This window comes from Pseudoalteromonas sp. GCY (assembly GCF_016695175.1).
Lineage (GTDB): Bacteria > Pseudomonadota > Gammaproteobacteria > Enterobacterales > Alteromonadaceae > Pseudoalteromonas.
In genome coordinates, this window is sequence record NZ_CP068023.1 from 1,490,702 (window position 1) to 1,516,309 (window position 25,608).

Sequence of the window (25,608 nt, forward strand, 5' to 3'; positions counted from 1 at the left end):
CAGTTATGAAATTTGTCGAAGAAACGAAAGAATACGGCTTTCATAACTCATCAGCACTTATAAGCAGCCTATGATCATTAGGCTTCAAAATTCCGTTTTAATTTAGAATCCCATAAAAATAGCGCCTGAAGGCGCTATTTTTTGTTGAACTCGAGCACGCCGAAATCAATAAGGCAGCTGCGAAACATGGGATTATATTACGCTTTTTCATAAAGTTTCCTTTGAAAATTATCTAGATAACGCTATTAAGTAGCTACAAGTTCTGGCTAGCACTCTCATACAGTCAGAAATTAAATGTAATTTTATAGTTAATTTTTCAAGGTGGTAATTACACTAAGTTACGCGCTATTACAGCAATGTTGAGTAGCTACATTTAGACCGCAAAAGTAAGCCCTAAACTATGTGACAGGTGTTAAGCAGGCTCCCTTTAACCTAAATGTTTTGGGTTATCTTGAGACCGCATAATTTTACTAGCGAGCTGCATAACATGGCGGGATCAGTTACAGATATCGAAGTGAAGTTCACGAGTATGATCGAACTGAGCATCAAGAAAGTTGAAATAGATGATGAAAAACGGTCTAATAGGCCATAAAGGATACGATGTTAGGTCAGGGAATGAGCGCAGCTGTAACGATATAGCTTGTAAATCAACGCAAGTGAAGTCGCTCGCCTTAACTTTCTCTCGCCGCTTAAATAACATCTACATTCTAGGTCGAACTAGTTTAGTCTGATCCAACAACGCGTTATGCATACTACGCATATATAATTTATAAAATCATTCCAGCAAAAAGGAGTTGCTCGTGATAGTTAAATACATTTTCACTCTGATTGGGTCCGCACTGTTAATCGGATCGCTTTTTATGTACAACAGTACCCAAGACTTTCTGGACCGTGCAATCATTACCGAAGGCACAGTGGTAGACCTTATTCGTTCCCAGTCTGAAGACTCGGATACCTATGCTCCTTTCGTTAAATTCCGCACCAAAAATGGCGAAATAGCGGAGTTTGTGTCCTCTACTGGGGGCGGTCCTAACAGATATTCAATAGGAGAGGTTGTAAGCGTCGTTTATCTAGAAGATTCAATCGAAAAAGCTGAAATTAACGATACTTTCTCGCTTTGGGGCGGAGTTATGATCTTAGCTGGAATAGGCTCTGTATTTTTCCTTATTGGACTTTCAATTATCTTATTTGGCGCGTCAAAAAATAAGAAAGTGAAGTATCTAAAGGAAAAAGGGACACCAGTGGTGGCTAAGTTTCAGAGTGTTGAAGTTAACCGTAGAATAGAGTTTAACGGCAAAAACCCTTACCAAATTTGTGCACAATGGAGAAACCCATCAACATCGCAATTGCATATTTTTAATAGTGATAATATATGGTTTGATCCAACCAATCACATAGACCGAGAAGAGATAACGGTGTTAATTGAAGAAGGAAACCCGAGCAAATACCATGTGGATATTTCATTTCTCCCAAAGGTCGCGTCTTAATCTTATGAAAGCGGGCGGTTCGTAACTACAACACTAAGTATGTAAAGTTCACGTGGGCTGAGTTTGCAAATCTATTCGAAATAGCGCTTAATAAGGCGCTATTTTTGTCTGTATACGGAAGTAAGATGAGTAAACGTGCACTGGTTTTTCCGCCCAATTTTAAGTTGGTTTTGTACGCGATGGCGGTGATGTGTCTCGTACAGGTGTTAGGTGGTATTTTTGGCTTACCCGTCTATCGTTTTGGGATTGTACCGCATAACGTACATCATTTGAGTGGTGTGTTAACCGCGCCTTTTATACATGGTAGCTGGGGACATTTGCTGAGTAATTTGCTCGGCTTAAGTATTAGTGGCTATTTGGCAGCAAGATTACCGAGGTTTAAGCGAGCAACTTTTTTTATTGTGGTTGCTACAGGACTGTTGGTGTGGCTGTTTGCTGGGCATGCAAATCACATTGGTGCATCAGGCATTGTAATGGGTTACTTTGGCTTACTGCTGGGTGCTGCGCTATTCAATCGCGATGTGCTTGGCATTGTTAGTTTTATAGCTCTGCTGGTATTGACTTACTATGCCAATATTAGCTTTTTAGCGACGTTATCTGATTTTTCGGCGCAGACGAGTAGTTCAAGTCATATTTTTGGGTTTTTAAGCGGATTAGGCGGGGCATACTTAACCAAGCAAAAGCGTATTGCTCGGCGTTAAAGCAGCATAACCTACCAGTGACGGCAGGTTATGCTTTGGGATTTAAGTTATTACCAAATACGTACGCGCTCTTCAGGTGCTAGGTATAGTTTGTCACCTGGTTTAACGTCAAACGCTTTGTACCATGCATCATGGTTGCGAGGCGCAAGCGCTCTAAATTGACCCGGTGCGTGTGTACCTGCGCGTAGCTGGTTTAGCATGCTTTGCTCAGTACGCTTTTCTTTCCATACTTGTGCCCAAGCAAGGAAGAAACGTTGGTCGCCAGTCAAGCCATCAATCACAGGTGCTTCTTTGCCGTTTAGGCTCAGTTTATATGCATGATAAGCCATCGCAAGGCCACCTACATCACCGATGTTTTCGCCAAGGCTGTTACGACCGTTCACGAAGTTACCTTCAATAGGCTCATATTTGTTGTATTGTGCCGCGAGCTTGTCTGCTTTTTCTTCGAAAGCAGCGCGATCTGAATCGGTCCACCAATTACGTTGAATACCGTTGGCATCGGATTTAGAGCCTTGGTCGTCAAAGCCGTGGCCCATTTCGTGCCCTATCACCGCGCCAATACCGCCGTAGTTTACTGCAGGATCTGCATTTGGGTCGAAGAATGGCGGTTGTAAAATTGCCGCAGGGAAAACGATTTCATTAAACGAGCTGTTGTAGTAGGCGTTAACGCGTTGTGGTGTCATACCCCAGCGGTTACGATCGGTTTTTTCAAGCTCTTTGGCGATGCTGTCATTGCGGAAAAACTCACGTAGGTTTTTCACATTTGTCATTAAGTTATCGCGGGTTAAGGTTAACCCATCAAATGACTGCCATTTATCAGGGTAGCCAATCTTAGGAGTAAATGCGGCAAGTTTTGCCTGAGCATTTACTTTCGTTTCTTCACCCATCCAGTCTAAGCCTTCAATCCTTTCACCAAGCGCGGTGCGTAGGTTTTCAACCAATTCTGACATTTGCTTTTTAGAAGACTCTGGGAAGTAACGGGCAACGTAAACTTTACCAATTGCAAAGCCAAGCGAAGTGGTGCCAGACATTTCGCTGATTGCACGTTTCCAACGAGCACGTGGCTCTTGCTGACCACTTAAATGCTTGCCATAAAATTCAAAGTTAGTATTGAAGATATCTTCAGACAACAGTGATGCATTGCCGCTAATGGCGTGATAAGTTAAGTAGTCTTTCCAAACGCTTAAGTCTTCAGAGTTGATTAGCGCAATCATCGCTTTGATCGGCTCAGGCTGAGACATATTTAGCTGAGGCACCTTGTAGCCTGTTTCAGCAAAATATAAATCCCAATTAAAGCCTGGGTATTGTGTTGCTAGCTCGTCACGTTTAACTTGATTTAATGTCAGGTCGCGATTTCTGCGCTTTTCACGTGGCCAGTGGCCCTCAGCAATTTTAGTTTCAAGTGCCAGTATGGCTTCTGCGCGCTCAGTCGGTTTGTCTTTACCGGCAAATTTAAGCATATCTGCAATATGTGCAACGTATGCTTCGCGAGTTTTAACAAAACGCTCAGCTTGTTCTAAATAATAAGAGCGATCTGGTAGTCCAAGTCCACCAGCACCCATCGACATCTCGTATTTATTTGGGTCTAGACGGTTAAACCACATACCGCCGCCTATCGGCGCATTTACACCAGTTAGCCAAGATTGTCCAAATGCTTTGGTGAGGCCGTCAGTGTTGTTAATGGCATCAATGTCAGCAAGTAGTGGTTGAATAGGTTTGATACCAAGCTTATTTAGGGTTTCAACATCCATATAAGCATTGTAAAAATCGGCAATCAGTTGCTCTTCGGCATTTAGATTTTTGCCGTTAGCAATCTCTTCGATAATGGTTTTTACTTGTTCTTCACTGCGTTCAGCAAGTGCTGAGAATGCACCAAAACGCGTTTTGTCTGCTGGCATTTCGTAGTTTTTGTACCAAGTGCCGCTGGCGTACATAAAGAAGTCATCGCCAGGTTTTACACTTTCATCGCGTGCACTGAGGTCAACACCAAAACTACCAAGCTCAGCCTTACCTGTTGCTACCGCCGCGTTTTCTGCTTGTTTGGTTTCACTTGTTGTGACTTGTGGCTCAGAGCAAGCCGTCAGCATGATGGCTGTAAGCGCACTCGCTATTATCGTTTTTTTCATTATGTAGTCTCTATCTAGTTCGAGAAGTTGGCCCGACAGCTGTGTTATTGTACTTACTATCGGGAATGGAGCCATTGTCGAGCGAATACGCTTTTGCTGCAAGCATTTGAGTCGAATTGTTGGGAAATTCGCGATGAATGCATTTTCAAACTGTAAAATGAGTGGAAGGGCATGAAATAGGATCAAGCTTTAAATCAACAACAATATCCCTTATCATTTCGGCATTGTTATCAGTGTTTTTGCACTGCATGGGCCACAAGAAACGAATTTATGCAATTATCACCAAGTTTAACAGCGCTTATTGAAGCGCTGCGTTGTTTACCTGGCATTGGGCCTAAGTCTGCGCAGCGTATTGCCTTTCATTTACTAGAGCGAGACAGAGAGGGCGGCAGCCAGCTGGGGCAAAGCCTGACGCATGCGATGCAAGCCATTGGTCATTGCTCAAGCTGCCGAACATTTAGTGAGGTTGAGGTGTGTGATATCTGTCAAAGTATCAAGCGCCAAGACACAGGGCTGCTATGTGTGGTTGAATCACCAACGGATGTATTGGCGATAGAGCAAACGGGCCAATTTAATGGCTTGTATTTTGTGCTGATGGGGCATTTATCGCCTTTGGATGGAATTGGCCCCAATGAAATCGGCCTAGATGTCCTTGAGCGTAAGCTAAGTGCTGGCAATATTAATGAGGTTATCTTAGCGACAAACCCAACGGTGGAAGGAGAGGCAACGGCACACTATATTTCTGAGTTATGTCATAAATATCAAGTTGAAGCGTCGCGTATTGCTCACGGTATGCCTGTTGGTGGTGAGCTTGACCTGGTAGACGGAATGACGTTAATGCATGCGTTTAGCGGGCGCAAGAAGCTTTAATCTCACTTTTACTGATGGAAGCCCTGTTTTATGGAGCGATTGATCCAAAAAGCAGGGCGGTTTGTTAAAAATTTTGTTCAGTCTCTTGAAAGTTTTTTCTCTTCCCCCATATACCTAGCATATTGATAAAGAACACTGCATTAATTGCTTATATTGGAGAGAACAATGTCCGCAGCTCAAAAAGAAACATTAGGCTTTCAAACAGAAGTCAAACAATTATTAAACCTAATGATCCACTCTTTGTACTCAAACAAAGAGATCTTTTTACGCGAATTAGTATCTAACGCTTCAGACGCGGCTGACAAACTACGTTATTTAGCTTTGCAAAATGGTGACCTTTACGAAGGTGACGCAGAGCTACGTGTCCGCTTAAGCGTAAACAAAGATGCAAAAACCATCACCATTTCTGACAATGGTATTGGTATGACGCGTGACGAAGTGATCAGCTCATTAGGTACCATCGCAAAATCTGGTACAGCTGATTTCTTTAAAAACCTAACTGGTGACCAAGCAAAAGATTCACAGCTGATTGGTCAGTTCGGTGTTGGTTTCTATTCCGCATTCATTGTTGCTGATAAAGTAACGGTTCGTACGCGTAAAGCGGGTGAGTCAGAAGCGGTTGAATGGGAATCGCAAGGTGAAGGCGACTTCACGATTGCTGAAATCGAAAAAGCAGAGCGCGGTACAGAGATCACACTGCATCTTCGTGAAGAAGAAAGTGAGTTCCTTGAAACTTATCGCCTTCGCGGTATTGTGACTAAATATTCAGATCACATTTCAATTCCTGTTGAACTTTATAAAGACCCAGTTCCTGAATCTGAAGGCCCAGATGGCGAGAAAATTGAAGCGCAACCTGGCGAGTGGGAAGCGATCAACAAAGCCACAGCACTCTGGACTCGCGATAAATCAGAGATCAGCGACGAAGAATATAAAGAGTTTTATAAGCATGTCGGTCATGATTGGGAAGAGCCACTCACTTGGGCACACAATAAAGTAGAGGGTAAAACTGAATACACCAGCCTACTTTATATCCCTAAAAAGGCACCTTTCGATTTGTATAATCGCGAGCGTCAAGCTGGCCTTAAGCTTTATGTACAACGCGTGTTCATTATGGATGACGCAGAGCAGTTTATGCCAAGCTACCTGCGCTTCGTGAAAGGCTTATTAGATTCTAACGATTTACCTCTTAACGTATCTCGTGAGATCCTACAAGACAACAAGATCACTCAAGCTATTCGTAAAGGCTGTACATCTCGTGTACTTAAAATGCTTGAGCGCATGGGCAAAAACAAACCAGAAGATTACCAAGCATTCTGGAATGAGTTTGGTAATGTGATAAAAGAAGGTCCTGCTGAAGATTTCGCAAACAAAGATGCCATCGCAAAACTATTGCGCTTTAGCTCTACACATACTGACGAGAAAACACAAAATGTTTCTCTTGAGCAGTACATTGAGCGCATGAAAGAAGGCCAAGATAAGATTTACTATGTTGTGGCTGATAGCTTTGAGGCAGCGAAGAGCTCTCCGCACCTTGAAATTTTCCGTAAGAAAGGCATTGAAGTTCTGCTCCTGTCAGATCGTGTTGATGAGTGGATGATGAGTCACCTCACTGAATTCAACGAGAAGCCACTTCAGTCAATCACGCGTGGTGATCTTGACTTAGGTGATATGGATGACGAAGAAACGAAGAAAGCACACGAAGAAAGTGAGAAAGAAGTTGAAGGCCTAGTTGAGCGAGTGAAAACAGCACTTGGCGATAAAGTGAAAGAAGTACGCTTTACGCACCGCTTAACAGATTCTCCAGCGTGTGTGGTTGCAGACGATCATGACATGAGCTCTCAAATGCAAAAGCTAATGGAGCAGGTGGGTCAAGCCGTGCCTGAGTCTAAGCCGGTATTTGAACTTAACCCAGAGCACCAATTGGTTAAGCACTTGAATAACGAACAAGACGAAGACAAGTTTGGACAATGGGCAGAAGTACTACTAGACCAAGCAATGCTTGCAGAGCGTGGTAGCCTGAAAGACCCTGCGGGCTTTGTAAGCCGTCTTAACAAGCTAATGTTAGATCTACAAAAGTAAAATTAATTAAGTAAATTGGTATAACGAATTGAAAAAGCCGGTCATTGTTAAGTGACCGGCTTTTTTATGTTTATTGATGAGAGTATATAGTGAGGTTATAGACTCTTCAGTGCGCCAACGACTTCTTCGTAGTTTGGCTCTTTTGCTAAATTTTCTACCAGCTGCTTGTAAACAATCTTGTGTTCTTTATCTAGCACAAAAATCGCGCGACTGAGCAGGCCCATATCTTTAATCAACAAACCATAATTTTCACCAAAAGAATGCCATACGGCGTCTGATAATGTTTTAACCTTGTCGATATTTTCTGCTTTGCAAAAGCGCTTTTGCGCAAACGGCAAGTCCGCACTAATCGTCAACATGGCAACATCAGGAAATTGGCTTGCTACTTTTTCATTAAAATGTTTTGTTTGTAGGCTGCAAGTGCCTGTATCTAAACTTGGAACAACACTAATTAAAATTGCACGACTTTCAAAATCTTTCAGAGTAACTGGGCTGAAGTCAGCATCGGCAACCTTAAAATCCGGTGCAGCCTGACCTTGCTTTACGCCATTACCAAGCAATACCACCGCTTTACCTTGCGCTTTTACCTTGCCCATATCTACCGAGTTTTCAGGTAAATCATAAGCCAATGATATCGCACTAAACAGACCACTCGCTAAAACTAACGCTTTCAGCATAAAGTATTCCTTTTGAAGTTAACTTAATTGATTTGAGTGTATTATACTGACAGTAACTAACCAAGCTTAAGTGACATTTAGATTGTCAAGATGGCGTCATTTTATTAACATATGACGCAATTTTAAGCTTTAATCTCATAATTATAACTAAAACTTCCCGACATCGTGCCGATACGCATGGGAAACAGAAAGAGAGCTTGTATGTCAACACTAGTCCTAATTTGTGACGATTCAAAACTTGCCCGTCGGCAGCTGGCGCGTTCATTGCCAGACGACTGGGACATTAAAGTAGAATTTGCAGAGAATGGACTCGACTGTATTAAACAAATCAAAGCACTCTCTCCTGAGATTCTATTCCTTGATCTAAATATGCCACAGATGGATGGCTATGAAGTGCTACAGGCTATTAGCGAGCAAGATTTATCAGTGCTTACTGTCGTTGTTTCCGGCGACATTCAACCTAATGCGCACCAACGAGTGATAGAACTCGGCGCTATTGACTTTATCCGTAAGCCCTGTGACGCTGCTAAACTTGCTGAAATTATTGAGCATCATGGAATAAAAGATAAAGCAATCAGAGAAAGCTTGGTTCATAAACTTGGTGAGCAGCTAGACCCTGAGATCCGTGATATCTATCAAGAGCTTACAAACGTTGCTATGGGGCAGGCGGGTGATTTGTTGGCGCGATTGCTGAATGTATTCGTCGAACTACCTATTCCAAACGTTAATGTACTCGAAGTCAACGAGCTACATATGGCACTGCAAGCGATTGATGCGAGCGCAACTACGTCGGGCGTTTGCCAAGGTTTTATTGGTGGCGGTGTTTCCGGAGAAGCGCTGCTACTGCTCAATGATTCTAGTTTCAAAGAGATCGCGTCCTTGATGAATTATCATGGCGATCTTAATACCAAAGTTGAGCTTGAGCTCTTAATGGATATTAGCAATATCTTGATTGGCGCAATTTTAACGGGACTATCTAAGCAGCTCGATATGTCGTTCAGCCAAGGCCACCCAGTGGTGCTTGGTCAACATTGTGATGTTGCTGAGCTTGTGAAAGCCAACAAAGCGAGATGGCAAAGAACGCTTGCTATCGAGATTAGCTATGGCATAGAGCATCACAACATTAACTGTGACCTTATGTTGTTATTCACAGAAGACTCACTTAAAACATTAAAATACAAAGTAGCCTATTTATTGGATGATTAACTATGCCTGCAGCCGATTTTGATATGAATGAAATCCATTGGTTAATGGATATGTTTAACACCGTAGATGTTGGCTTGGTGGTACTCGATCGCGACTACAAGGTATGTATATGGAATGGTTTTATGGAAAATCATTCTGGTTTATTACCGAGTGCGGTTAAAGATAAAGACATTTTTGATTTGTTCCCAAGTATTGATGAGCAGTGGTTTAGATCAAAAGCTGAACCTGTGTTCGTGCTAAAAAATCGGTCGTTTACCATTTGGGAGCAGCAGCCTTATATTTTTCGATTCAAAAACTATCGGCCTATCACAGGCAAGGCTGATTATATGTATCAGAATGCGACTTTTATTCCGTTGACAACGGTGACGGGGGATGTAGGGCATATTTGTGTGATCATATACGATGTGACTGACGAAGCAATCAATAAGTTAGAGCTTGAGTCGTTGAATAAACAATTAGAAAAAATTAGCCGTACAGACAGTTTAACCCAGTTGCATAATCGCGGTTTCTGGGAAGAGAGCCTAAAGCAAGAGTTTAAGCGCTTGAAACGTAATCAAGGGCAAAGTGCATTGCTTATGTTTGATATTGACCACTTTAAGCGAATTAATGATGAATACGGTCATAGTGGTGGAGATGAGGCTATACGCCATATCTCAGACTTACTACGCAAAACACTGCGAGAAACAGATACTGCAGGCCGCTACGGCGGTGAAGAGTTTGCGGTGACTTTGCTTGACACTGACGTAAAAGGTGCAATCACTTTCGCCGAAAGACTGCGCTCGTTAATAGAAAATTCTTCGATTTACTACGATGAACAACAAATCAAGATTACGGTTAGTCTTGGTGTTGCCGTTTACGAAGAGTCTTTTGAAAAACATGAGCAATGGATTGAAGCGGCAGACAGCGCTTTGTATGATTCTAAAGAGGGCGGAAGAAATCGGGTAACTGTATACTCTGAAGACATGGCCAGCGAGTAAATTTATCTTTATATAGTGGCTTTAGCGCGACGCGGCTTTACTCACGCGGCCAGCCTATATTCTTATCCCAATACCTTTTGTTTAGTATCAGTGTGGAATGAACAGCGGTCTGTTAGACAAATCAGCTGTATCGTTCGGTTATTTCTGCAAATTAAAGTGATAAAAGTGGCATCTTACTTACCGCTAAATACATCACAATAACGACTGAAACCGGTATGGTTAAGAGTGCAAGTTTAGTAAAAGGGCCGTGGTAGAGCGCTAACCAACGCCGTTGCTGAGCGCTTGCAATGCCCAGGTGGACACTTTTAGATGCCTTTGCTGCTAACCAATTTCCCAAGAAAATATCCACAATCTCTAACGGGATAATCACGAGACCGACCACAAGTAGCTTTTGCTGGAGCCATGGAGATGTAAACCATCCGGCTAAAAAAGCCATAGAAAAGCCTGTTAATAAGAGGACAATAAATGCCACATGTTCCAGTGTGACCATGAGAAAGAATACATGATCCACCTTCGCGGTCACCGGTCCTATATTTTCATTTTCTATTGCTTTTAACACAAGCCAAGCACCAAGGGCTGGGCCAAGCCAAAAAATCAAGGCACCTATGTGCACTAATTTTAAGATTGCGTATTCCATCTGGGCCTCAAAACTTGATGTGCAAAGATAATCATCCAAAGTGTACTAAGAGTCATGCTTGATGCAGTAAATATCTCAGCAGCTTTAAGTTGACCAACAGCGATAGAGACAGACAGCAATAAACCTAAAACCCAAGCAGTGATCCCCCACACTGACACCCATGTTTTAAATATACCTTGCTTAATGGCTAAACAGGTTAACGTAAGCCCTCCTAAATTATAAAGGCCATTACCTAAGTAACCTGTTAGATGGGTTGCAATATGCTCAAGCAGTAAAAATACAGATTCTCCCATGGTCAAATGAACTACTTTTGGTAAAACAAAGGCATAAATCACTTCAGCAATTAGATCTGGGGCCACACCCAATGCGACTAATAGCAGGCCAACATGCTTTCTAAAGTCTGCTTTGAGCTCATCTGCTAAAATAACACTAAATACTAATAGACCTAGTGCAGAGAACATCCAAGCTATCCAAGACCACTGCCACAACACAGAGTTTTCGGCAATAAACTCCATACGCATTATTACCGTGTTATCAAGAGGCAAGCCTGGACGCATCGGCCCATTCATTAAAAGACATGCCGTAGTAATTATTGCGGCAATCAGATAAACAACAACAAATTTGGTTTTGTATTGATCCATTGGTTTTACGTCTGGATTAGAGTCCTTTGGCTCATCTTAAATCTATACCCAAAATTGGTAAAGCCTTTGTCTGAATAGCCATTATTTATCTGGTGAAAATTGAATAACCCTTGTCTTTAAATTATAGCGGTTAACCGGAATTGTTATGTTTACACTCATATTCTAGATATCAAAAGGCTTGTAAATCATGGCTTATCTAGCTTTAATGGAGGAGTGAGGAGTTGAGTTCTCATTGGAGGCCTTTAGCCTATGAGTACTGCCTAAAAATGGCTTTTATTCATTAACCTGAGATTTATTAGAAATACCTCTATAGACTTCAGTCAATATGAAACACCTGCTTGAAATGCGTAATCACTTACAACAATAAAAGGGAATGAAAAAATGAACGATAATGATGAATACTGGGGGATGCCGCTAAATACATACTGTATGTTATTACATTTGAGTCAACTGGCGAGCTTTGTTGCTCCGGGGCTAGGGCTTGTATTACCAGTAGTTATGTGGGCAACCAATAAGGATAAAAGCGAAACAATCGACCAACACGGAAAAGCCACTATTAACTGGTTAATTAGCTTAATCATCTATTCCATAATTTGCGGTATTTTAGTTTTTGTCGCGGTTGGTATTTTAGGGTTCGTTGTGTTAGCTATTCTTAATATTATATTTGCTATCATTGCCGCGATGAAAGCCAATAATGGGGAAGTATGGATTTATCCACTTAGCTTCAATTTTTTTAAGTAACCGGCACTTTGAATAGCGAAGCTCTGCAGTTGGAAGTGTTTACGTGCAGTCTAGAGTTTAATAACACACCTCACTGTAGAGTAGCTGAAGCTAAGAGTCTAAGCATTAGAAAGGAGCCACGGCAAACACAGTAATCCAACCTGTTTGCCTGCTCCTAATTCAAATCAATAGGGTTACGAGTCACTTTCTTCTTCAGGGCATTGAGCTATCTGCTCGATATTGCCATTTTCATCTACTTGTTCAAGTTTCACTTTAAATCCCCATAAGCGATAGAGGTGCTTTATCACTTCTTGCTTTGAAGCGGCAAGTGGGATACCGCCTTGCGGTACATACCTTAGCGTAAGTGAACGATCTCCCCGTACATCGACGTCATAAACTTGAATATTAGGCTCATGGTTACTCAGGTTGTACTGCGCTGAAAGGGCACTGCGAAGTTGTTGATAACCCATTTCGTCGTGAATAGGGCCAACTTCCAAATGCGGAGATTTCTGCTTATCGACAATCGTGAAAAGTTTAAAATCGCGCATGAGCTTTGGAGATAAAAATTGGCTGATAAAGCTCTCGTCTTTAAAATTTTGCATCGCAAAATGCAGTGTATCTAGCCAGTTGCTCCCCGCAAATTCCGGGAACCACTGTTTGTCTTCTTCTGTCGGGTTTTCGCATATACGGCGAATATCGACCATCATATTAAAGCCGAGCGCATAGGGGTTTATCCCCGAATAAAATTTACTATTGTATGGTGGTTGATACACAACATTAGTATGGCTTTGTAAAAACTCCAACATAAAGGAGTCGCTTAGTTTTCCCTCGTCATATAAGTGATTCAAAATAGTGTAGTGCCAAAATGTTGCCCAGCCTTCATTCATGACTTGAGTTTGTCTTTGCGGGTAGAAGTACTGAGATACTTTACGCACAATACGAATAATCTCGCGTTGCCAAGACTCCAACAATGGCGCGTTTTTCTCGATAAAATACAGTATGTTTTCCTGAGGTTCTGATGGGAAACGGGCACGGTTGTCGGTTTCTTCATCTTCACCTTTAGGAATGGTTCGCCATAATTCATTAACTTGGGACTGCAAATAATCTTCCCGTTCTTTTTGGCGCTTTTGTTCCTCAAACATAGAGATCCGTTGCGGCCTTTTATATCGATCAACCCCGTAATTCATTAACGCATGACAAGAGTCAATCAGGTTTTCTACCTCATCAATACCGTACTTTTCTTCACATTTGGCGACATAATTTTTAGCGAATACCAAGTAATCAATAATAGATGATGCGTCTGTCCAGGTTTTGAATAGATAGTTACCCTTGAAGAAAGAGTTATGACCATAGCACGCATGCGCCATCACCAGCGCCTGCATAGGCATGGTATTTTCTTCCATTAAATAGGCAATACAAGGATTAGAGTTAATCACAATCTCATAGGCAAGGCCCATTTGACCACGTTTGTAGGTTTGCTCAGTCTGGATAAACTTTTTACCGTACGACCAATGTGCATAACCAATTGGCATGCCCACACTTGAGTAGGCATCCATCATCTGCTCAGCTGTGATCACCTCAATTTGATTTGGGTAAGTGTCAAGTCTGTAATGCTCAGCTACACGAGCAATTTCCTGATGATAAGTATCAAGTAAATCAAAGGTCCAATCTGGACCATCGTCAATTGGCTGATATGTCATCGCGCAACCTCCCAAAAATTATGCCGCACTTTGCTTATTTTTGTTCTTCTTGAACAATTCTCTAAAGATAGGATAAATATCTTCTACACCTCGAATGTGCTGCATAGCAAAGTTGTCAAATGAGTTGGCTACTCCTTGATACTCCCGCCACAGACTTTGGTGTGCACGGGTCGTTATCTCTATATACGCATAGTAGCGGACAATTTTAAGTAGTTTGTTAGAGAGTATCTGGGTGCATTGTGGAGAATCATCTGCCCAGTTATCGCCGTCAGAGGCTTGTGCGGCGTAAATATTCCAATCGCCTTGGGCATAACGCTCTTGAATGATTTCATCCATTAATTTCAGTGCACTTGAGACAATTGTGCCACCCGTCTCTTGCGAGTAGAAAAACTCTTGCTCGTCTACTTCTTTTGCTTGGGTATGGTGGCGGATATAGACTACCTCAATATCTTTATAAGTGCGGGTTAAGAACTGATAGAGCAAAATATAAAAACGTTTTGCCATGTCTTTTGTGGCTTGATCCATTGAGCCAGACACATCCATCAAGCAAAACATGACCGCTTTGCTTGTGGGGTGTGGACGCCTTTCGTAATTACGAAAGCGTAAGTCGTAATTGTCGATGAAAGGCACCGCGGCTATTTGCTCTTTTAGCACTTGGATCCGCAGTTCTATATCATTGATTTTCTGTTGAGGAGGAACAGGTTCAGAAAGCATACTCGCCAGTTCTTCCTCCAACTCCCTTAACTCCCGGCGTTTACTCGAGGTCATCGCAATACGGCGTGCCATTGAGCCTTTTAAACTGCGTACAATATCTAGGTTAGTAGGCATACCATCATTACAAAAGCCAGCTCGATGCGTTTTCATTTGCATTAATTTATCTAACTGGCTTTGTTGTAAGTTGGGTAACTCCAAGTCTTCAAACAATAGGTCTAAGTATTCGTCTTTTGAGATAGAGAATACAAAGTCGTCTTGTCCTTCGCCTTGGTTGCTCGCCTCGCCATCACCTGACCCACCACCTTGCCCAGAAGGAGGGCGCTGGATCCGATCGCCCGTTGAAAATTGATCGTTACCTGGGTGAATGAGCTCTCTGTCACCCCCTTTACCCTGATGGAAAGTGGGCTCGCTGATATCTCGTTGTGGGATAGAAATACTTTCTCCACTGGAGATATCAGTTACACTACGTTTGTTGATGGCCTCTGAAACCGCTTTCTTTATCTGCTTTTTGTAGCGGCGGATAAAACGTTGGCGGTTCAGAGTGCTCTTATTTTTGCCGTTAAGACGGCGGTCAATAAAATGCGCCATATAACACCCTCTTCATACTAACAAGTTACTGTGACTTTCTAACTCTTAAATACCATTCTGAAAGTAGGCGAACTTGTTTTTGGGTATAGCCTTTATCAACCATACGATTGACAAAGTCCTCGTGCTTCTTCTGATCGTCAGCTGAGGTTTTTGCATTAAATGAAATTACAGGGAGTAAGTCTTCGGTATTAGAGAACATTTTCTTCTCGATAACCGTTCTTAGTTTTTCATAGCTGGTCCAAACTGGATTGTCACCATTGTGATGGGCTCTTGCTCTTAAAACAAAGTTGACTATCTCGTTACGGAAATCTTTTGGATTGGAAATACCGGCTGGCTTTTCAATCTTTTCCAGCTCGCCGTTAAGCGCGGCTCTATCAAACAGTTGACCAGTATCTGGGTCACGATATTCCTGATCTTGGATCCAAAAGTCTGCATAGGTAACATAGCGGTCGAAAATATTTTGGCCGTACTCAGAGTAAGACTCAAGGTAAGCTGTTTGTAGCTCTTTACCAATAAATTCGACATATTGTGGGATTAGATACCCTTTTAGATGGCTTAGGTAACGCTCTTGTACTTCAGCGTTAAATTGTTCGCGCTCAATTTGCTGCTCAAGTACATAGAACAAATGAACAGGGTTTGCTGCGACTTCACTATGGTCAAAGTTAAACACACGAGAGAGGATCTTAAAGGCAAAGCGAGTTGAAAGGCCGTTCATGCCTTCGTCCACGCCAGCATAATCTCTGTATTCTTGATAGGACTTAGCTTTTGGATCTGTGTCTTTTAAGCTTTCACCATCGTACACCCGCATTTTTGAATAGATACTGGAGTTCTCTGGCTCTTTAATCCGAGACAGTGCTGAAAACTTCGCTAAAGTTTCTAAAGTGCCAGGCGCACAGGGGGCTTCCCTGAGCTCACTATTTTCAATAAGCTTCTCGTAAATTTTGACCTCTTCAGACACGCGTAAACAATAGGGCACTTTAACGATGTAAACACGGTCTAAAAATGCCTCGTTGTTTTTATTGTTCTTAAAAGTTTGCCATTCAGACTCGTTAGAGTGAGCAAGTATTAGCCCGCTAAATGGTAGGGCGGAAATACCCTCCGTACCATTGTAGTTGCCTTCTTGGGTTGCAGTTAGCAGCGGGTGTAGCACCTTAATGGGTGCTTTAAACATCTCGACAAACTCCATCAAACCTTGGTTCGCAAGACATAGGGCCCCAGAATACGCATAGGCATCAGGGTCATTTTGAGCGAAATGCTCCAGTTTACGAATATCGACTTTGCCCACCAGCGCTGAGATATCTTGGTTGTTCTCATCCCCAGGCTCTGTTTTAGCAATAGCAATTTGATCAAGAATGGAAGGGTAGCGTTTTACGACCTTAAACTGCGTAATATCCCCATTGTACTCATGTAAACGTTTGGTCGCCCATGGAGACATTATCGTTTTAATATAGCGCCCAGGAATGCCGTACTCTTTTTCAAGTAGATCAGCATCTTCTTGAGGGCTAAATAAGCAAAGCGGGTGGTCATTAACGGGTGAGCCTTTTAAAGAATAAACCGGCACCTTTTGCATCAAATACTTGAGCTTTTCTGCGATAGACGATTTACCACCACCTACCGGGCCGAGTAAATAGAGTACTTGTTTGCACTCTTCAAGCCCCTGTGCGGCATGTTTGAGATACGATACGATTTGTTCAATGGCATCCTCCATACCGTAAAACTCATTGAAGGCAGGGTATCGAGCTATTACTCTATTCGAAAATAGCCGACTAAGTCTGGCATCTTTCGACGTATCGATCATTTCTGGTTCGCCTATAGCCATCAGAAGTCGCTCAGGTGCGCTGGCATAGGCTGATTTGTCATTCTTACAAATTTCAAGAAATTCCGCGATGGTGTACTCTTCTTCTTGCGCGGCTTCATATCTGGCCTGATAATGTTCAAATATTGTCATAACGACCTCCAATAAGCTACTCGGTGTGGTTTGCGGATCACAGATTTGGAAAGGTTACTTAAAGCTTAGTCGCGATATGAAGAATACCCAAAAAAAACTAGATTTTTTATGTATTAATGTTGAGTTACAGGCATAAAAAAGGGCGCTTTTGCGCCCCATTGTTGCATCAATACTGATAGTTGATGTTAAGCTAGATTGCTGTTTGCGAAATCCCAGTTAACAAGTGCCCAGAAACCTTTAAGGTAATCAGGACGAACATTACGATAATCAATGTAGTAAGCGTGTTCCCACAGGTCAACTGTGATGATAGGGGTAACACCTTCTTCAGTCAGCGGAGTCGCTGCATTTGAAGTGTTAACGATATCTAGAGAGCCGTCAGCTAGTTGTACTAACCAAGTCCAGCTTGAACCAAAGTTGTTAACTGCTTTGTCGTTGAAAGCTTCTTGGAATGCTGCGAATGAGCCCCATTTTGCATTAATTAGTTCAGCAACTTTACCTGTTGGTTCGCCACCTGCATTTGGCGCAAGGCTGTGCCAGTAGAAAGTGTGGTTCCAGATTTGAGCAGCATTGTTGAAAACACCACCTTCTGAGCTACATACGATCTCTTCTAGTGATTTACCTTCAAAGTCAGTACCTTCGATAAGACCGTTAAGCTTTACAACGTATGTGTTGTGGTGCTTACCGTGGTGGAATTCTAGCGTCTCTTGAGAGATGTGCGGCTCAAGAGCATTTAGTGCATAAGGTAGTGACGGTAGTTCAAATGCCATATTAATCTCCATTTTTTGGTTGATTTGCCAATAACGCATACGAAAGGTAGCTAACATCAGCCCACTTTTCTATACCATTGGCCTATATAGTGATACTATAATTCCTGACTATTTTACTCAAGTTTTGGCAAACAGCAATGCGTGCCAGTGACTTAATGACTTATAATACACATTCTTTGTGAACATATGCCGAATAGCAGTCAAAGTGTAGAACATCAGAAAGGCGTCATGCTAAATTTTAGCCACGTCTCCCAAGATTCTAACACTGCTAAAAGCTAGGCATAATGAATGCAACAGGTGTTGTTAAAGTGAGTAGCAAGCTAAAACGCCGATGCTAAACTAAATATTGATAGGCATTGGACGAAACGTCATTTTGAGGTAACTAATGGAAACTATTGACAAGATTAAACAGCAGATCGAAGAAAACCCAATCATTCTATATATGAAAGGGTCGCCAAAACTACCTAACTGTGGTTTCTCTTCGCAAGCGTCTCAGGCTTTGATGGCGTGTGGTGAGCAGTTTGCTTATGTTGACATTTTATTAAATCCAGACATTCGTGCTGAACTACCGCATTATGCGAACTGGCCAACTTTCCCACAGCTTTGGGTAGAGGGTGAGTTAATCGGTGGTTGTGACATCATCATTGAGATGTTCCAAAAGGGTGAGCTTCAACCTCTTATTGCTGAAACAGCTGCTAAATATAAGAAAGACGAAGCAGCAGCGGAATAAGCTAACCGCTTATGGCAGAGTAGATACTCTGCCATGCTTTATTTTCTAAAAAATCTTCTAATATCTTCCTACCTACTTTTCTTAGCAAGTCTTTTTGTCTGATGTTTGGTTGAAAACCAGCAGGTTCATTGAATTTAGGGTATCTACACTTTCATTAACGCTATTTGCGTTTATCTAACTCAGAGCTACTCGCTTATTTTTATCAACTCAAGTTGACGTTAGCGTCAAGCTAAACACGCTCTCTGTTTTGCATACCTATATAAACAGTGTAATAGAACGTGCTCTGATATTGAGTTTTACAAAATTCTAAAGTGAATAATTATTCACTTTTATTCTAATTTACGTTTACGTAAACGTTTGTCCTTGGTTGTGTCTTGTTGCATTTTTATTGGTGTGATACCGGTGTCATTTTACAAATTTATATTCACTATTTTCAAAGTGGCAAATTTATTACGATTTTGGCTAACTTGTCTTACCAATGAGAAATATTCAAGTTTGTGAATATGTATTCATATTTGTGTTGACTCTACTTTCAATCAAGGCTAATTTTGAATATCTGCCAGCATTTCGTCGTACCGTCATGGGCTGGCCGTTGTAGCAAGGGGAGGAGTCTATGTTATACGACTCAAAATTAGAAAAAGATAACTGTGGATTTGGCTTGATTGCGCATGTGAGCGGTCAGCCAAGTCACAAACTGATCCGTACAGCAATCACAGGTTTGGACCGCATGCAGCACCGAGGTGGTATTTCTGCAGATGGCAAAACCGGTGATGGTTGCGGACTGTTATTACAAAAACCGGATAGTTTTTTCCGTGCCGTCGCAGCTGAAAACGATTGGCATGTGGGCAAAAACTATGCGGTAGGTATGATATTTTTAAATCAGAACCATGAGCTTGCAGCTGCGGCTGAAAAAGTGATCAGTGAAGAATTAGAAAAAGAAACACTGACGCTCATAGGTTGGCGTGAAGTACCCACCGATCCATCGATGTTGGGTCCTATCGCTAAAGCACAATTACCGCAGTTTAAACAGGTTTTTGTCGGTGCCCCAGAAGGGTGGCGTCCTAAAGATTTAGAGCGTCGTCTATATATAGCAAGACGACGCATCGAAAAGCGTTTAGAGCAAGATAAGCAGTTTTATATTTGTAGTTTGTCCGGTTTAGTGACTATCTACAAAGGCTTAATGATGCCGGCGGATCTACCGAATTTTTATACTGATCTTGCTGATATGCGGATGACCAGTGCGATTTGTGTATTCCATCAGCGCTTTTCAACCAATACACAGCCTCGATGGCCGTTGGCGCAGCCATTCCGGTATTTAGCTCACAATGGTGAAATCAATACTATTGAAGGTAACCGTCAGTGGGCGAGAGCGCGTGCTTACAAGTTCGCGTCACCGTTGTTACCAGATTTGCAAAATGCGGCACCGTTTGTCAATGAAACAGGTTCTGACTCGTCTAGTTTAGATAACATGCTAGAGCTATTTTTAGCCGGTGGCATGGACTTATTCCGCGCTATGCGTATGTTAGTGCCACCTGCATGGCAAAAAAATCGTGCCATGGATGAAGACTTACGCGCATTCTATGACTTTAACTCCATGCATATGGAACCGTGGGATGGACCTGCTGGCATCGTGATGTCTGATGGGCGCTTTGCTGCCTGTAATTTGGACCGTAACGGTCTTCGTCCTGCCCGTTATGTGATCACGCAAGACGGCTTTATTACGCTTGCCTCAGAAGTGGGCATTTGGGATTACGCGCCAGATGAAGTTATCGAAAAAGGTCGCGTGGGTCCAGGTGAATTACTGGTGGTTGATACCTTACATGGCAAGATTTGGCAGTCCGATGAAATCGATCAAGATTTGAAATCCAGACACCCATACAAAACTTGGCTTGAGCAAAACGTTAAGCGTTTAACGCCATTTGAAGCATTAGATGAGAAAGCAGCTGGCAAGCGCGATCTTGATGATGAAACCTTGCTGACCTATCAGAAACAGTTTGGTTATACCAACGAAGAGCTCGACCAAGTTATCCGCGTGATGGGAGAAAACGGCCAAGAAGCAACTGGCTCAATGGGTGATGATACGCCATTTGCAGTGCTATCCGAAGGACACCGTTCGATATTTGACTACTTCCGCCAGAAGTTTGCTCAGGTAACGAACCCGCCTATCGATCCGTTACGGGAAAATCATGTAATGTCACTGGCGACTTGTATTGGTCGCGAGCAAAACGTTTTCAACGAAACCACAGGTCATGCTAAACGGTTGCAGTTTGCCTCGCCGGTACTGACTTATTCTGACATGCAACAGCTATTGAACGCAGATGATGACCATTACTGTGCGTGTAAAATTTCATTGATTTACGGTTCTGAAGAGTCATTGCAAGATGCAATCAAGCGCATTTGTGATGAAGCCGTTGCAAAAGCAGGTTCTGGATGCGTGATGTTAGTGCTCAGTGACCGAGAAATCGCTGCAGGCAAACAGGTGATCCCAGCGGCGATGGCTGTGGGTGCAGTGCAAAGACGACTGGTTGACGACAATCTGCGTTGCGATGCCAATATTTTAGTTGAAACAGGTAGTGTTAGAGATCCACACCAGTTTGCCGTTCTGCTTGGTTTTGGCGCAACAGCGGTTTATCCTTATCTAGCCTACGAAACCCTTGTTGCGATGTGTGATAAGAAGATCATTAAAAAGTCTTACCGCGAGGTGACTTTGTCTTACCGCGGCGCGATTAACAAAGGTTTATACAAGATCATGTCGAAGATGGGGATCAGCACCATTGCTTCCTATCGCTGTTCGATGTTGTTTGAAGCAGTCGGTTTATCCGATGAGGTGGTTGAATTGTGCTTCAAAGGAGTTGCAAACCGTATTAAAGGTGCGTGTTTTGACGACTTTTCATTGGAACAACAACAGCTCAATAAGTTGGCATTTAGCAAGCGTAAACTACTATCACACGGTGGATTATTAAAGTATGTGCATGGTGGTGAATACCATGCGTATAACCCAGATGTCGTGCAAACTTTGCAGACCGCAGTTCGTTCGGGTAACTATCAAGACTACGTTAAATACGCGGAGCTGGTAAATAACCGCCCAATTACGAATCTGCGAGACATGCTTAAGCTTAATACGGCGCAACAAGCAATCGACATCAACGATGTTGAGCCTGCGATTGAGCTATACAAACGTTTTGATTCGGCAGCGATGAGTATCGGGGCTTTATCACCAGAGGCACACGAGGCGTTAGCGATTGCAATGAATCGCCTCGGCGGTTGCTCTAATTCAGGTGAGGGTGGTGAGGATAAGCTACGTTTTGGTACAGAAAAGAATTCGCGTATTAAGCAAGTTGCTTCTGGCCGATTTGGTGTGACGCCACACTATTTACGTTCAGCTGACGTTATTCAAATCAAAGTTGCGCAAGGGGCAAAACCGGGCGAGGGTGGTCAGCTGCCGGGTGAAAAAGTCACCCCTTATATCGCGAAGCTACGCTATTCGGTTCCTGGTGTTACTTTGATTTCGCCGCCGCCGCATCACGATATTTACTCGATTGAAGACTTAGCTCAGCTTATTTTTGACCTCAAACAGGTTAACCCCGAAGCGATGATCTCGGTCAAACTGGTTTCAGAGCCAGGTGTTGGCACAATTGCGACTGGTGTTGCTAAAGCGTATGCCGATCTCATTACCATTGCCGGTTATGACGGTGGTACCGGGGCGAGTCCGCTGACATCGGTAAAGTATGCAGGTAGCCCATGGGAGCTTGGCCTTGCTGAAACGCAACAGGCGTTGGTCGAAAATGGTCTACGCCACCGCATTAGGTTGCAAACAGATGGCGGCTTAAAGACCGGATTAGATATCATTAAAGCTGCAATTTTGGGTGCCGAGAGCTTTGGTTTTGGCACTGGCCCTATGGTTGCGCTTGGCTGTAAATACCTGCGGATCTGTCACCTTAATAACTGTGCAACCGGTGTTGCGACGCAAGATGATACGCTGCGTCAAAAGCATTATCACGGATTGCCAGAAATGGCGATGAACTACTTTAAGTTTATTGCGCAAGAGGCCCGCGAACTGATGGCTGCTTTGGGAGTCACAAAACTCACCGATTTAATTGGCAGAACGGATTTACTTGAAGCCATAGAAGGTAATACCGCGAAGCAGAAAAAGCTCGACTTAAGTCCGCTTTTAGCGAAGCCGAACAATCCGTCAAATGAAGCGCTGTATTGCACGCATACTAATCCATCACATTACAGTGGTGCGTTGAATGAAAGTTTACTTGCGAAAGCGAAGACGGCAATCGACGAAATGACCGGTATCTCGTTGGTGAGTCGTATTTCCAATACGGATCGCTCTATCGGTGCAATGTTGTCTGGTTATATCGCGAGCAAGCATGGTAACCAAGGTATGGCAGCAGATCCAATCGCACTTGAGTTACATGGTACTGCTGGGCAGTCGTTTGGTGTATGGAACGCAGGCGGCCTTGACATGACATTAGTGGGTGATGCTAACGACTACGTTGGTAAAGGAATGGCTGGTGGAAGACTAGTGGTGCGTCCTCCTGTCGGCTCAAGCTTTGCCTCTCATCAGGCGGCTATCATTGGTAACACCTGTTTATATGGCGCGACCGGCGGCAAGTTGTTTGCAGCAGGTCGAGCTGGGGAGCGCTTTGCTGTGCGTAACTCGGGTGTACAAGCGGTTGTTGAAGGGCTTGGTGATAATGGCTGCGAATACATGACGGGAGGCGTGGTGTGTGTGCTTGGTCAAGTTGGCGTTAACTTTGGCGCAGGCATGACCGGTGGTTTTGCCTATGTACTTGATGAAGAAAGTGATTTTGATAAGCGGATCAACCCTGAGTTGGTCGAGCTGGTAGACCTCAAAGCGCTTGCATCGCACCAAGAACATTTACGCGGTTTAATTGCAGAGCATCTAGATTTAACGAGCTCAACTCGAGCTGAGCAAATCTTAGCTAACTTTGAGTTGTATTTGCCAATGTTTAAATTGGTAAAGCCAAAGTCGAGTGATTTAAACAGTTTACTTGGCCATCGAGCGCGTAGTAGCGCAGAGCTAAGAATTCAGGCGCAGTAGGAGAGAGCAATGAGCGAGAACGTTTACCAATTTATCGATGTACAACGTGTAGATCCGCGCAAAAAGCCTATTTCTACGCGTAAGCAATCTTTTGTTGAAATTTATGAGCCATTTTCTGAGCAGCAAGTTCATTCGCAGTCCGATCGTTGTTTAGATTGTGGTAACCCGTATTGTGAATGGAAGTGTCCAGTTCACAACTATATTCCGCAATGGCTCAAGCTTATTCGTACGGGCAGAATCATTGAGGCAGCGGAGCTGTCTCACCGTACCAATAGTTTGCCTGAAGTGTGTGGTCGAGTATGTCCGCAAGATAGGCTTTGTGAGGGATCGTGTACGCTGAACGAAGAGTTTGGTGCAGTGACCATAGGAAATATTGAAAAGTATATTACCGATACGGCTTTTGCACAGGGCTGGAAGCCCGATCTTTCTTACGTAACTTGGACTGATAAGAAAGTCGCAATCATAGGTGCGGGTCCGGCAGGACTTGGCTGTGCAGATATTCTAGTGCGAAACGGCGTGCGCCCTGTGGTGTATGATCGTAACCCTGAGATTGGCGGTTTGCTGACCTTTGGGATCCCGTCATTCAAATTAGAAAAATCGGTAATGGAAAACCGTCGCGAGATTTTCACTGAAATGGGCGTTGAGTTTAAACTCAATACCGAGGTTGGTCGTGACGTTTCAATGGACGAATTATTGTCGCAATACGACGCCGTATTCTTAGGTGTGGGGACGTACCAAAGCATGAAAGGCAATCTTGAAAATGAAGATGCCGACGGTGTTTATGATGCGCTACCATTTTTGATTGGTAACACCAACCGAGTCATGGGTTATGACGAAAGCCAGCATAGCTATGTGAACATGGCAGGTAAGCGCGTGGTGGTACTAGGCGGTGGGGACACAGCGATGGACTGTGTTAGAACGTCAGTTAGACAAAATGCGCAATCCGTGATCTGTGCTTATCGTCGTGATGAAGAAAACATGCCCGGCTCAGTTCGAGAAGTTAAAAATGCCAAAGAAGAAGGGGTTGAATTTAGATTCAATTTGCAGCCAGTTGGTATTGAAGTCGACAGCTCAGGCAAAGTCACGGGCGTTAAAATGGTGAAAACACAATTAGGTGAACCTGACAAAAATGGTCGCCGTAGTGCTGAAACCGTGGAGGGCTCTGAGCATACACTAGAAGCTGACGCGGTGATCATGGCATTTGGCTTTAAGCCGCACAACCTTGACTGGTTAGCACAATATGATGTTGCAATAAATCACTGGGGCGGCATTGTTGCACCAGAAAAAGGCGCATTTACACATCAAACAAGTAATCCAAAAATCTTTGCAGGTGGTGACGCCGTACGAGGTTCTGATTTAGTGGTGACGGCGATTTTTGAAGGCCGCAACGCCGCTGAAGGCATTTTGGACTATTTAGAAGTTTAATGCTTTTGTCGTTCACAAACCCCAACTACATTCGTTGTAGCTGGGGTTTTTTATTTGAATTTTGCTTAGTTAGCCGCTAACTTAGTTTCACTCAACATATATTTATCAATAGTATTAAGGAAAGATCATGAATGAAACGATAAACTCAGGCGCTGATGCGGTCACTGCAAAGATAGCGAGTGTAAACGATTGGCGTGCAGTGGTATTGCAGCAGATCAGAAGTCTGATCTTAAGTGTTGATAAAGATGTAGAGGAAGATATCAAATGGCGTAAGCCAAGCAACCCCACAGGTGTGCCCGTCTGGTCAAAAGCTGGCATGATCTGCACGGGCGAAGTTTACAAAGATAAGGTCAAACTTACCTTTGCATATGGCGCAAAGTTTGAAGATGAACACCAGTTATTCAATACAGGGTTTGCTGGTAATACTCGAAGGGCGATTGATATTAAACAGCAGGACACCATCAATGAAGCCCATTTCTGTACACTGATCCGCGCAGCGATTCGGTATAACGCTGCGCGTTAATCAACAGGTGCAATCAGCTTG

The 25,608-nt window shown here is 43.2% G+C and carries 19 protein-coding genes; 11 read left to right on the top strand and 8 right to left on the bottom strand.

From position 1 onward, the window contains the following. Positions 1-860 precede the first annotated feature (860 nt). Entirely contained in the window at positions 861-1,487 is a 627-nt protein-coding gene (locus tag JJQ94_RS11750; protein WP_236596596.1) for a DUF3592 domain-containing protein, read from the top strand. Between the two features lie 125 nt (positions 1,488-1,612). Continuing rightward, complete coding sequence (locus JJQ94_RS11755; protein WP_099031365.1) at positions 1,613-2,188, top strand: rhomboid family intramembrane serine protease; 576 nt, start codon at positions 1,613-1,615, stop codon at positions 2,186-2,188. Between the two features lie 50 nt (positions 2,189-2,238). On the opposite strand, the gene JJQ94_RS11760 is transcribed toward JJQ94_RS11755, so the two are convergent. Further along, positions 2,239-4,314, bottom strand: a complete 2,076-nt coding sequence (locus JJQ94_RS11760; protein WP_099031364.1) for a M13 family metallopeptidase — start codon at positions 4,312-4,314, stop codon at positions 2,239-2,241. A gap of 270 nt (positions 4,315-4,584) precedes the next feature. On the opposite strand from JJQ94_RS11760, the gene recR reads away from it, so the two are divergent. Then, entirely contained in the window at positions 4,585-5,184 is a 600-nt protein-coding gene (recR, locus tag JJQ94_RS11765) for a recombination mediator RecR (RefSeq protein WP_010606421.1), read from the top strand. Between the two features lie 165 nt (positions 5,185-5,349). Beyond that, positions 5,350-7,263: a molecular chaperone HtpG gene (gene htpG / locus JJQ94_RS11770; RefSeq protein WP_017217996.1), complete on the top strand. Its 1,914-nt coding sequence runs from the start codon at positions 5,350-5,352 to the stop codon at positions 7,261-7,263. A 95-nt stretch (positions 7,264-7,358) separates the two neighbouring features. Here htpG and tpx read toward each other — a convergent pair whose 3' ends face one another. Then, the gene (gene tpx, locus JJQ94_RS11775; protein ID WP_017217995.1) at positions 7,359-7,940 is read right to left on the bottom strand and encodes a thiol peroxidase; all 582 of its coding nucleotides are present in this window, start codon (positions 7,938-7,940) and stop codon (positions 7,359-7,361) included. Between the two features lie 201 nt (positions 7,941-8,141). Between tpx and JJQ94_RS11780 the strand changes: the two genes are divergently transcribed. Both JJQ94_RS11780 and JJQ94_RS11785 read left to right on the top strand, forming a co-directional pair. Next, positions 8,142-9,146 (top strand): response regulator, encoded by a 1,005-nt coding sequence (locus tag JJQ94_RS11780; protein ID WP_010375391.1) that lies wholly within the window; start codon positions 8,142-8,144, stop codon positions 9,144-9,146. Between the two features lie 2 nt (positions 9,147-9,148). Next, positions 9,149-10,123: a sensor domain-containing diguanylate cyclase gene (locus tag JJQ94_RS11785; protein WP_099031363.1), complete on the top strand. Its 975-nt coding sequence runs from the start codon at positions 9,149-9,151 to the stop codon at positions 10,121-10,123. 151 nt (positions 10,124-10,274) lie between these two features. Here JJQ94_RS11785 and JJQ94_RS11790 read toward each other — a convergent pair whose 3' ends face one another. Together JJQ94_RS11790 and JJQ94_RS11795 are read right to left on the bottom strand one after the other, a co-directional pair. Then, the gene (locus JJQ94_RS11790; protein ID WP_010375396.1) at positions 10,275-10,760 is read right to left on the bottom strand and encodes a DUF2269 family protein; all 486 of its coding nucleotides are present in this window, start codon (positions 10,758-10,760) and stop codon (positions 10,275-10,277) included. After that, positions 10,742-11,401 carry a hypothetical protein gene (locus JJQ94_RS11795; RefSeq protein ID WP_099031362.1) on the bottom strand — a complete coding sequence of 220 codons (660 nt, stop codon included), beginning with the start codon at positions 11,399-11,401 and terminating at the stop codon, positions 10,742-10,744. The genes JJQ94_RS11790 and JJQ94_RS11795 overlap by 19 nt, the downstream gene beginning before the upstream one ends. Before the next feature lie 381 nt (positions 11,402-11,782). On the opposite strand from JJQ94_RS11795, the gene JJQ94_RS11800 reads away from it, so the two are divergent. Next, positions 11,783-12,142, top strand: coding sequence for a DUF4870 domain-containing protein (locus JJQ94_RS11800; RefSeq protein ID WP_039492452.1), 360 nt, complete (start codon positions 11,783-11,785; stop codon positions 12,140-12,142). 173 nt (positions 12,143-12,315) lie between these two features. On the opposite strand, the gene JJQ94_RS11805 is transcribed toward JJQ94_RS11800, so the two are convergent. The 4 genes from JJQ94_RS11805 to JJQ94_RS11820 all read right to left on the bottom strand — a co-directional run bounded on the left by JJQ94_RS11805 (position 12,316) and on the right by JJQ94_RS11820 (position 17,838). Beyond that, the gene (locus tag JJQ94_RS11805; RefSeq protein WP_099031361.1) at positions 12,316-13,821 is read right to left on the bottom strand and encodes a SpoVR family protein; all 1,506 of its coding nucleotides are present in this window, start codon (positions 13,819-13,821) and stop codon (positions 12,316-12,318) included. A gap of 18 nt (positions 13,822-13,839) precedes the next feature. Beyond that, entirely contained in the window at positions 13,840-15,123 is a 1,284-nt protein-coding gene (locus JJQ94_RS11810) for a YeaH/YhbH family protein (protein ID WP_099031360.1), read from the bottom strand. 25 nt (positions 15,124-15,148) lie between these two features. Next, entirely contained in the window at positions 15,149-17,071 is a 1,923-nt protein-coding gene (locus JJQ94_RS11815; RefSeq protein WP_099031359.1) for a PrkA family serine protein kinase, read from the bottom strand. Positions 17,072-17,256: 185 nt separating this feature from the next. Further along, the gene (locus JJQ94_RS11820; protein ID WP_088532266.1) at positions 17,257-17,838 is read right to left on the bottom strand and encodes a Fe-Mn family superoxide dismutase; all 582 of its coding nucleotides are present in this window, start codon (positions 17,836-17,838) and stop codon (positions 17,257-17,259) included. 385 nt (positions 17,839-18,223) lie between these two features. Here JJQ94_RS11820 and JJQ94_RS11825 point away from each other — a divergent pair, with 385 nt between their 5' ends. The 4 genes from JJQ94_RS11825 (at position 18,224) to JJQ94_RS11840 (ending at position 25,587) form a co-directional block, all read left to right on the top strand. Next, positions 18,224-18,568 carry a Grx4 family monothiol glutaredoxin gene (locus JJQ94_RS11825; protein WP_010375406.1) on the top strand — a complete coding sequence of 115 codons (345 nt, stop codon included), beginning with the start codon at positions 18,224-18,226 and terminating at the stop codon, positions 18,566-18,568. 613 nt (positions 18,569-19,181) lie between these two features. Further along, a complete protein-coding gene (gene gltB, locus JJQ94_RS11830; protein ID WP_099031358.1) occupies positions 19,182-23,639 on the top strand; it encodes a glutamate synthase large subunit in 4,458 nt (1,485 codons plus the stop codon). A 9-nt stretch (positions 23,640-23,648) separates the two neighbouring features. Next, positions 23,649-25,064, top strand: a complete 1,416-nt coding sequence (locus tag JJQ94_RS11835) for an FAD-dependent oxidoreductase (protein ID WP_010375412.1) — start codon at positions 23,649-23,651, stop codon at positions 25,062-25,064. A 127-nt stretch (positions 25,065-25,191) separates the two neighbouring features. Next, entirely contained in the window at positions 25,192-25,587 is a 396-nt protein-coding gene (locus JJQ94_RS11840) for a DUF1801 domain-containing protein (protein ID WP_099031357.1), read from the top strand. Positions 25,588-25,608 lie beyond the last annotated feature (21 nt).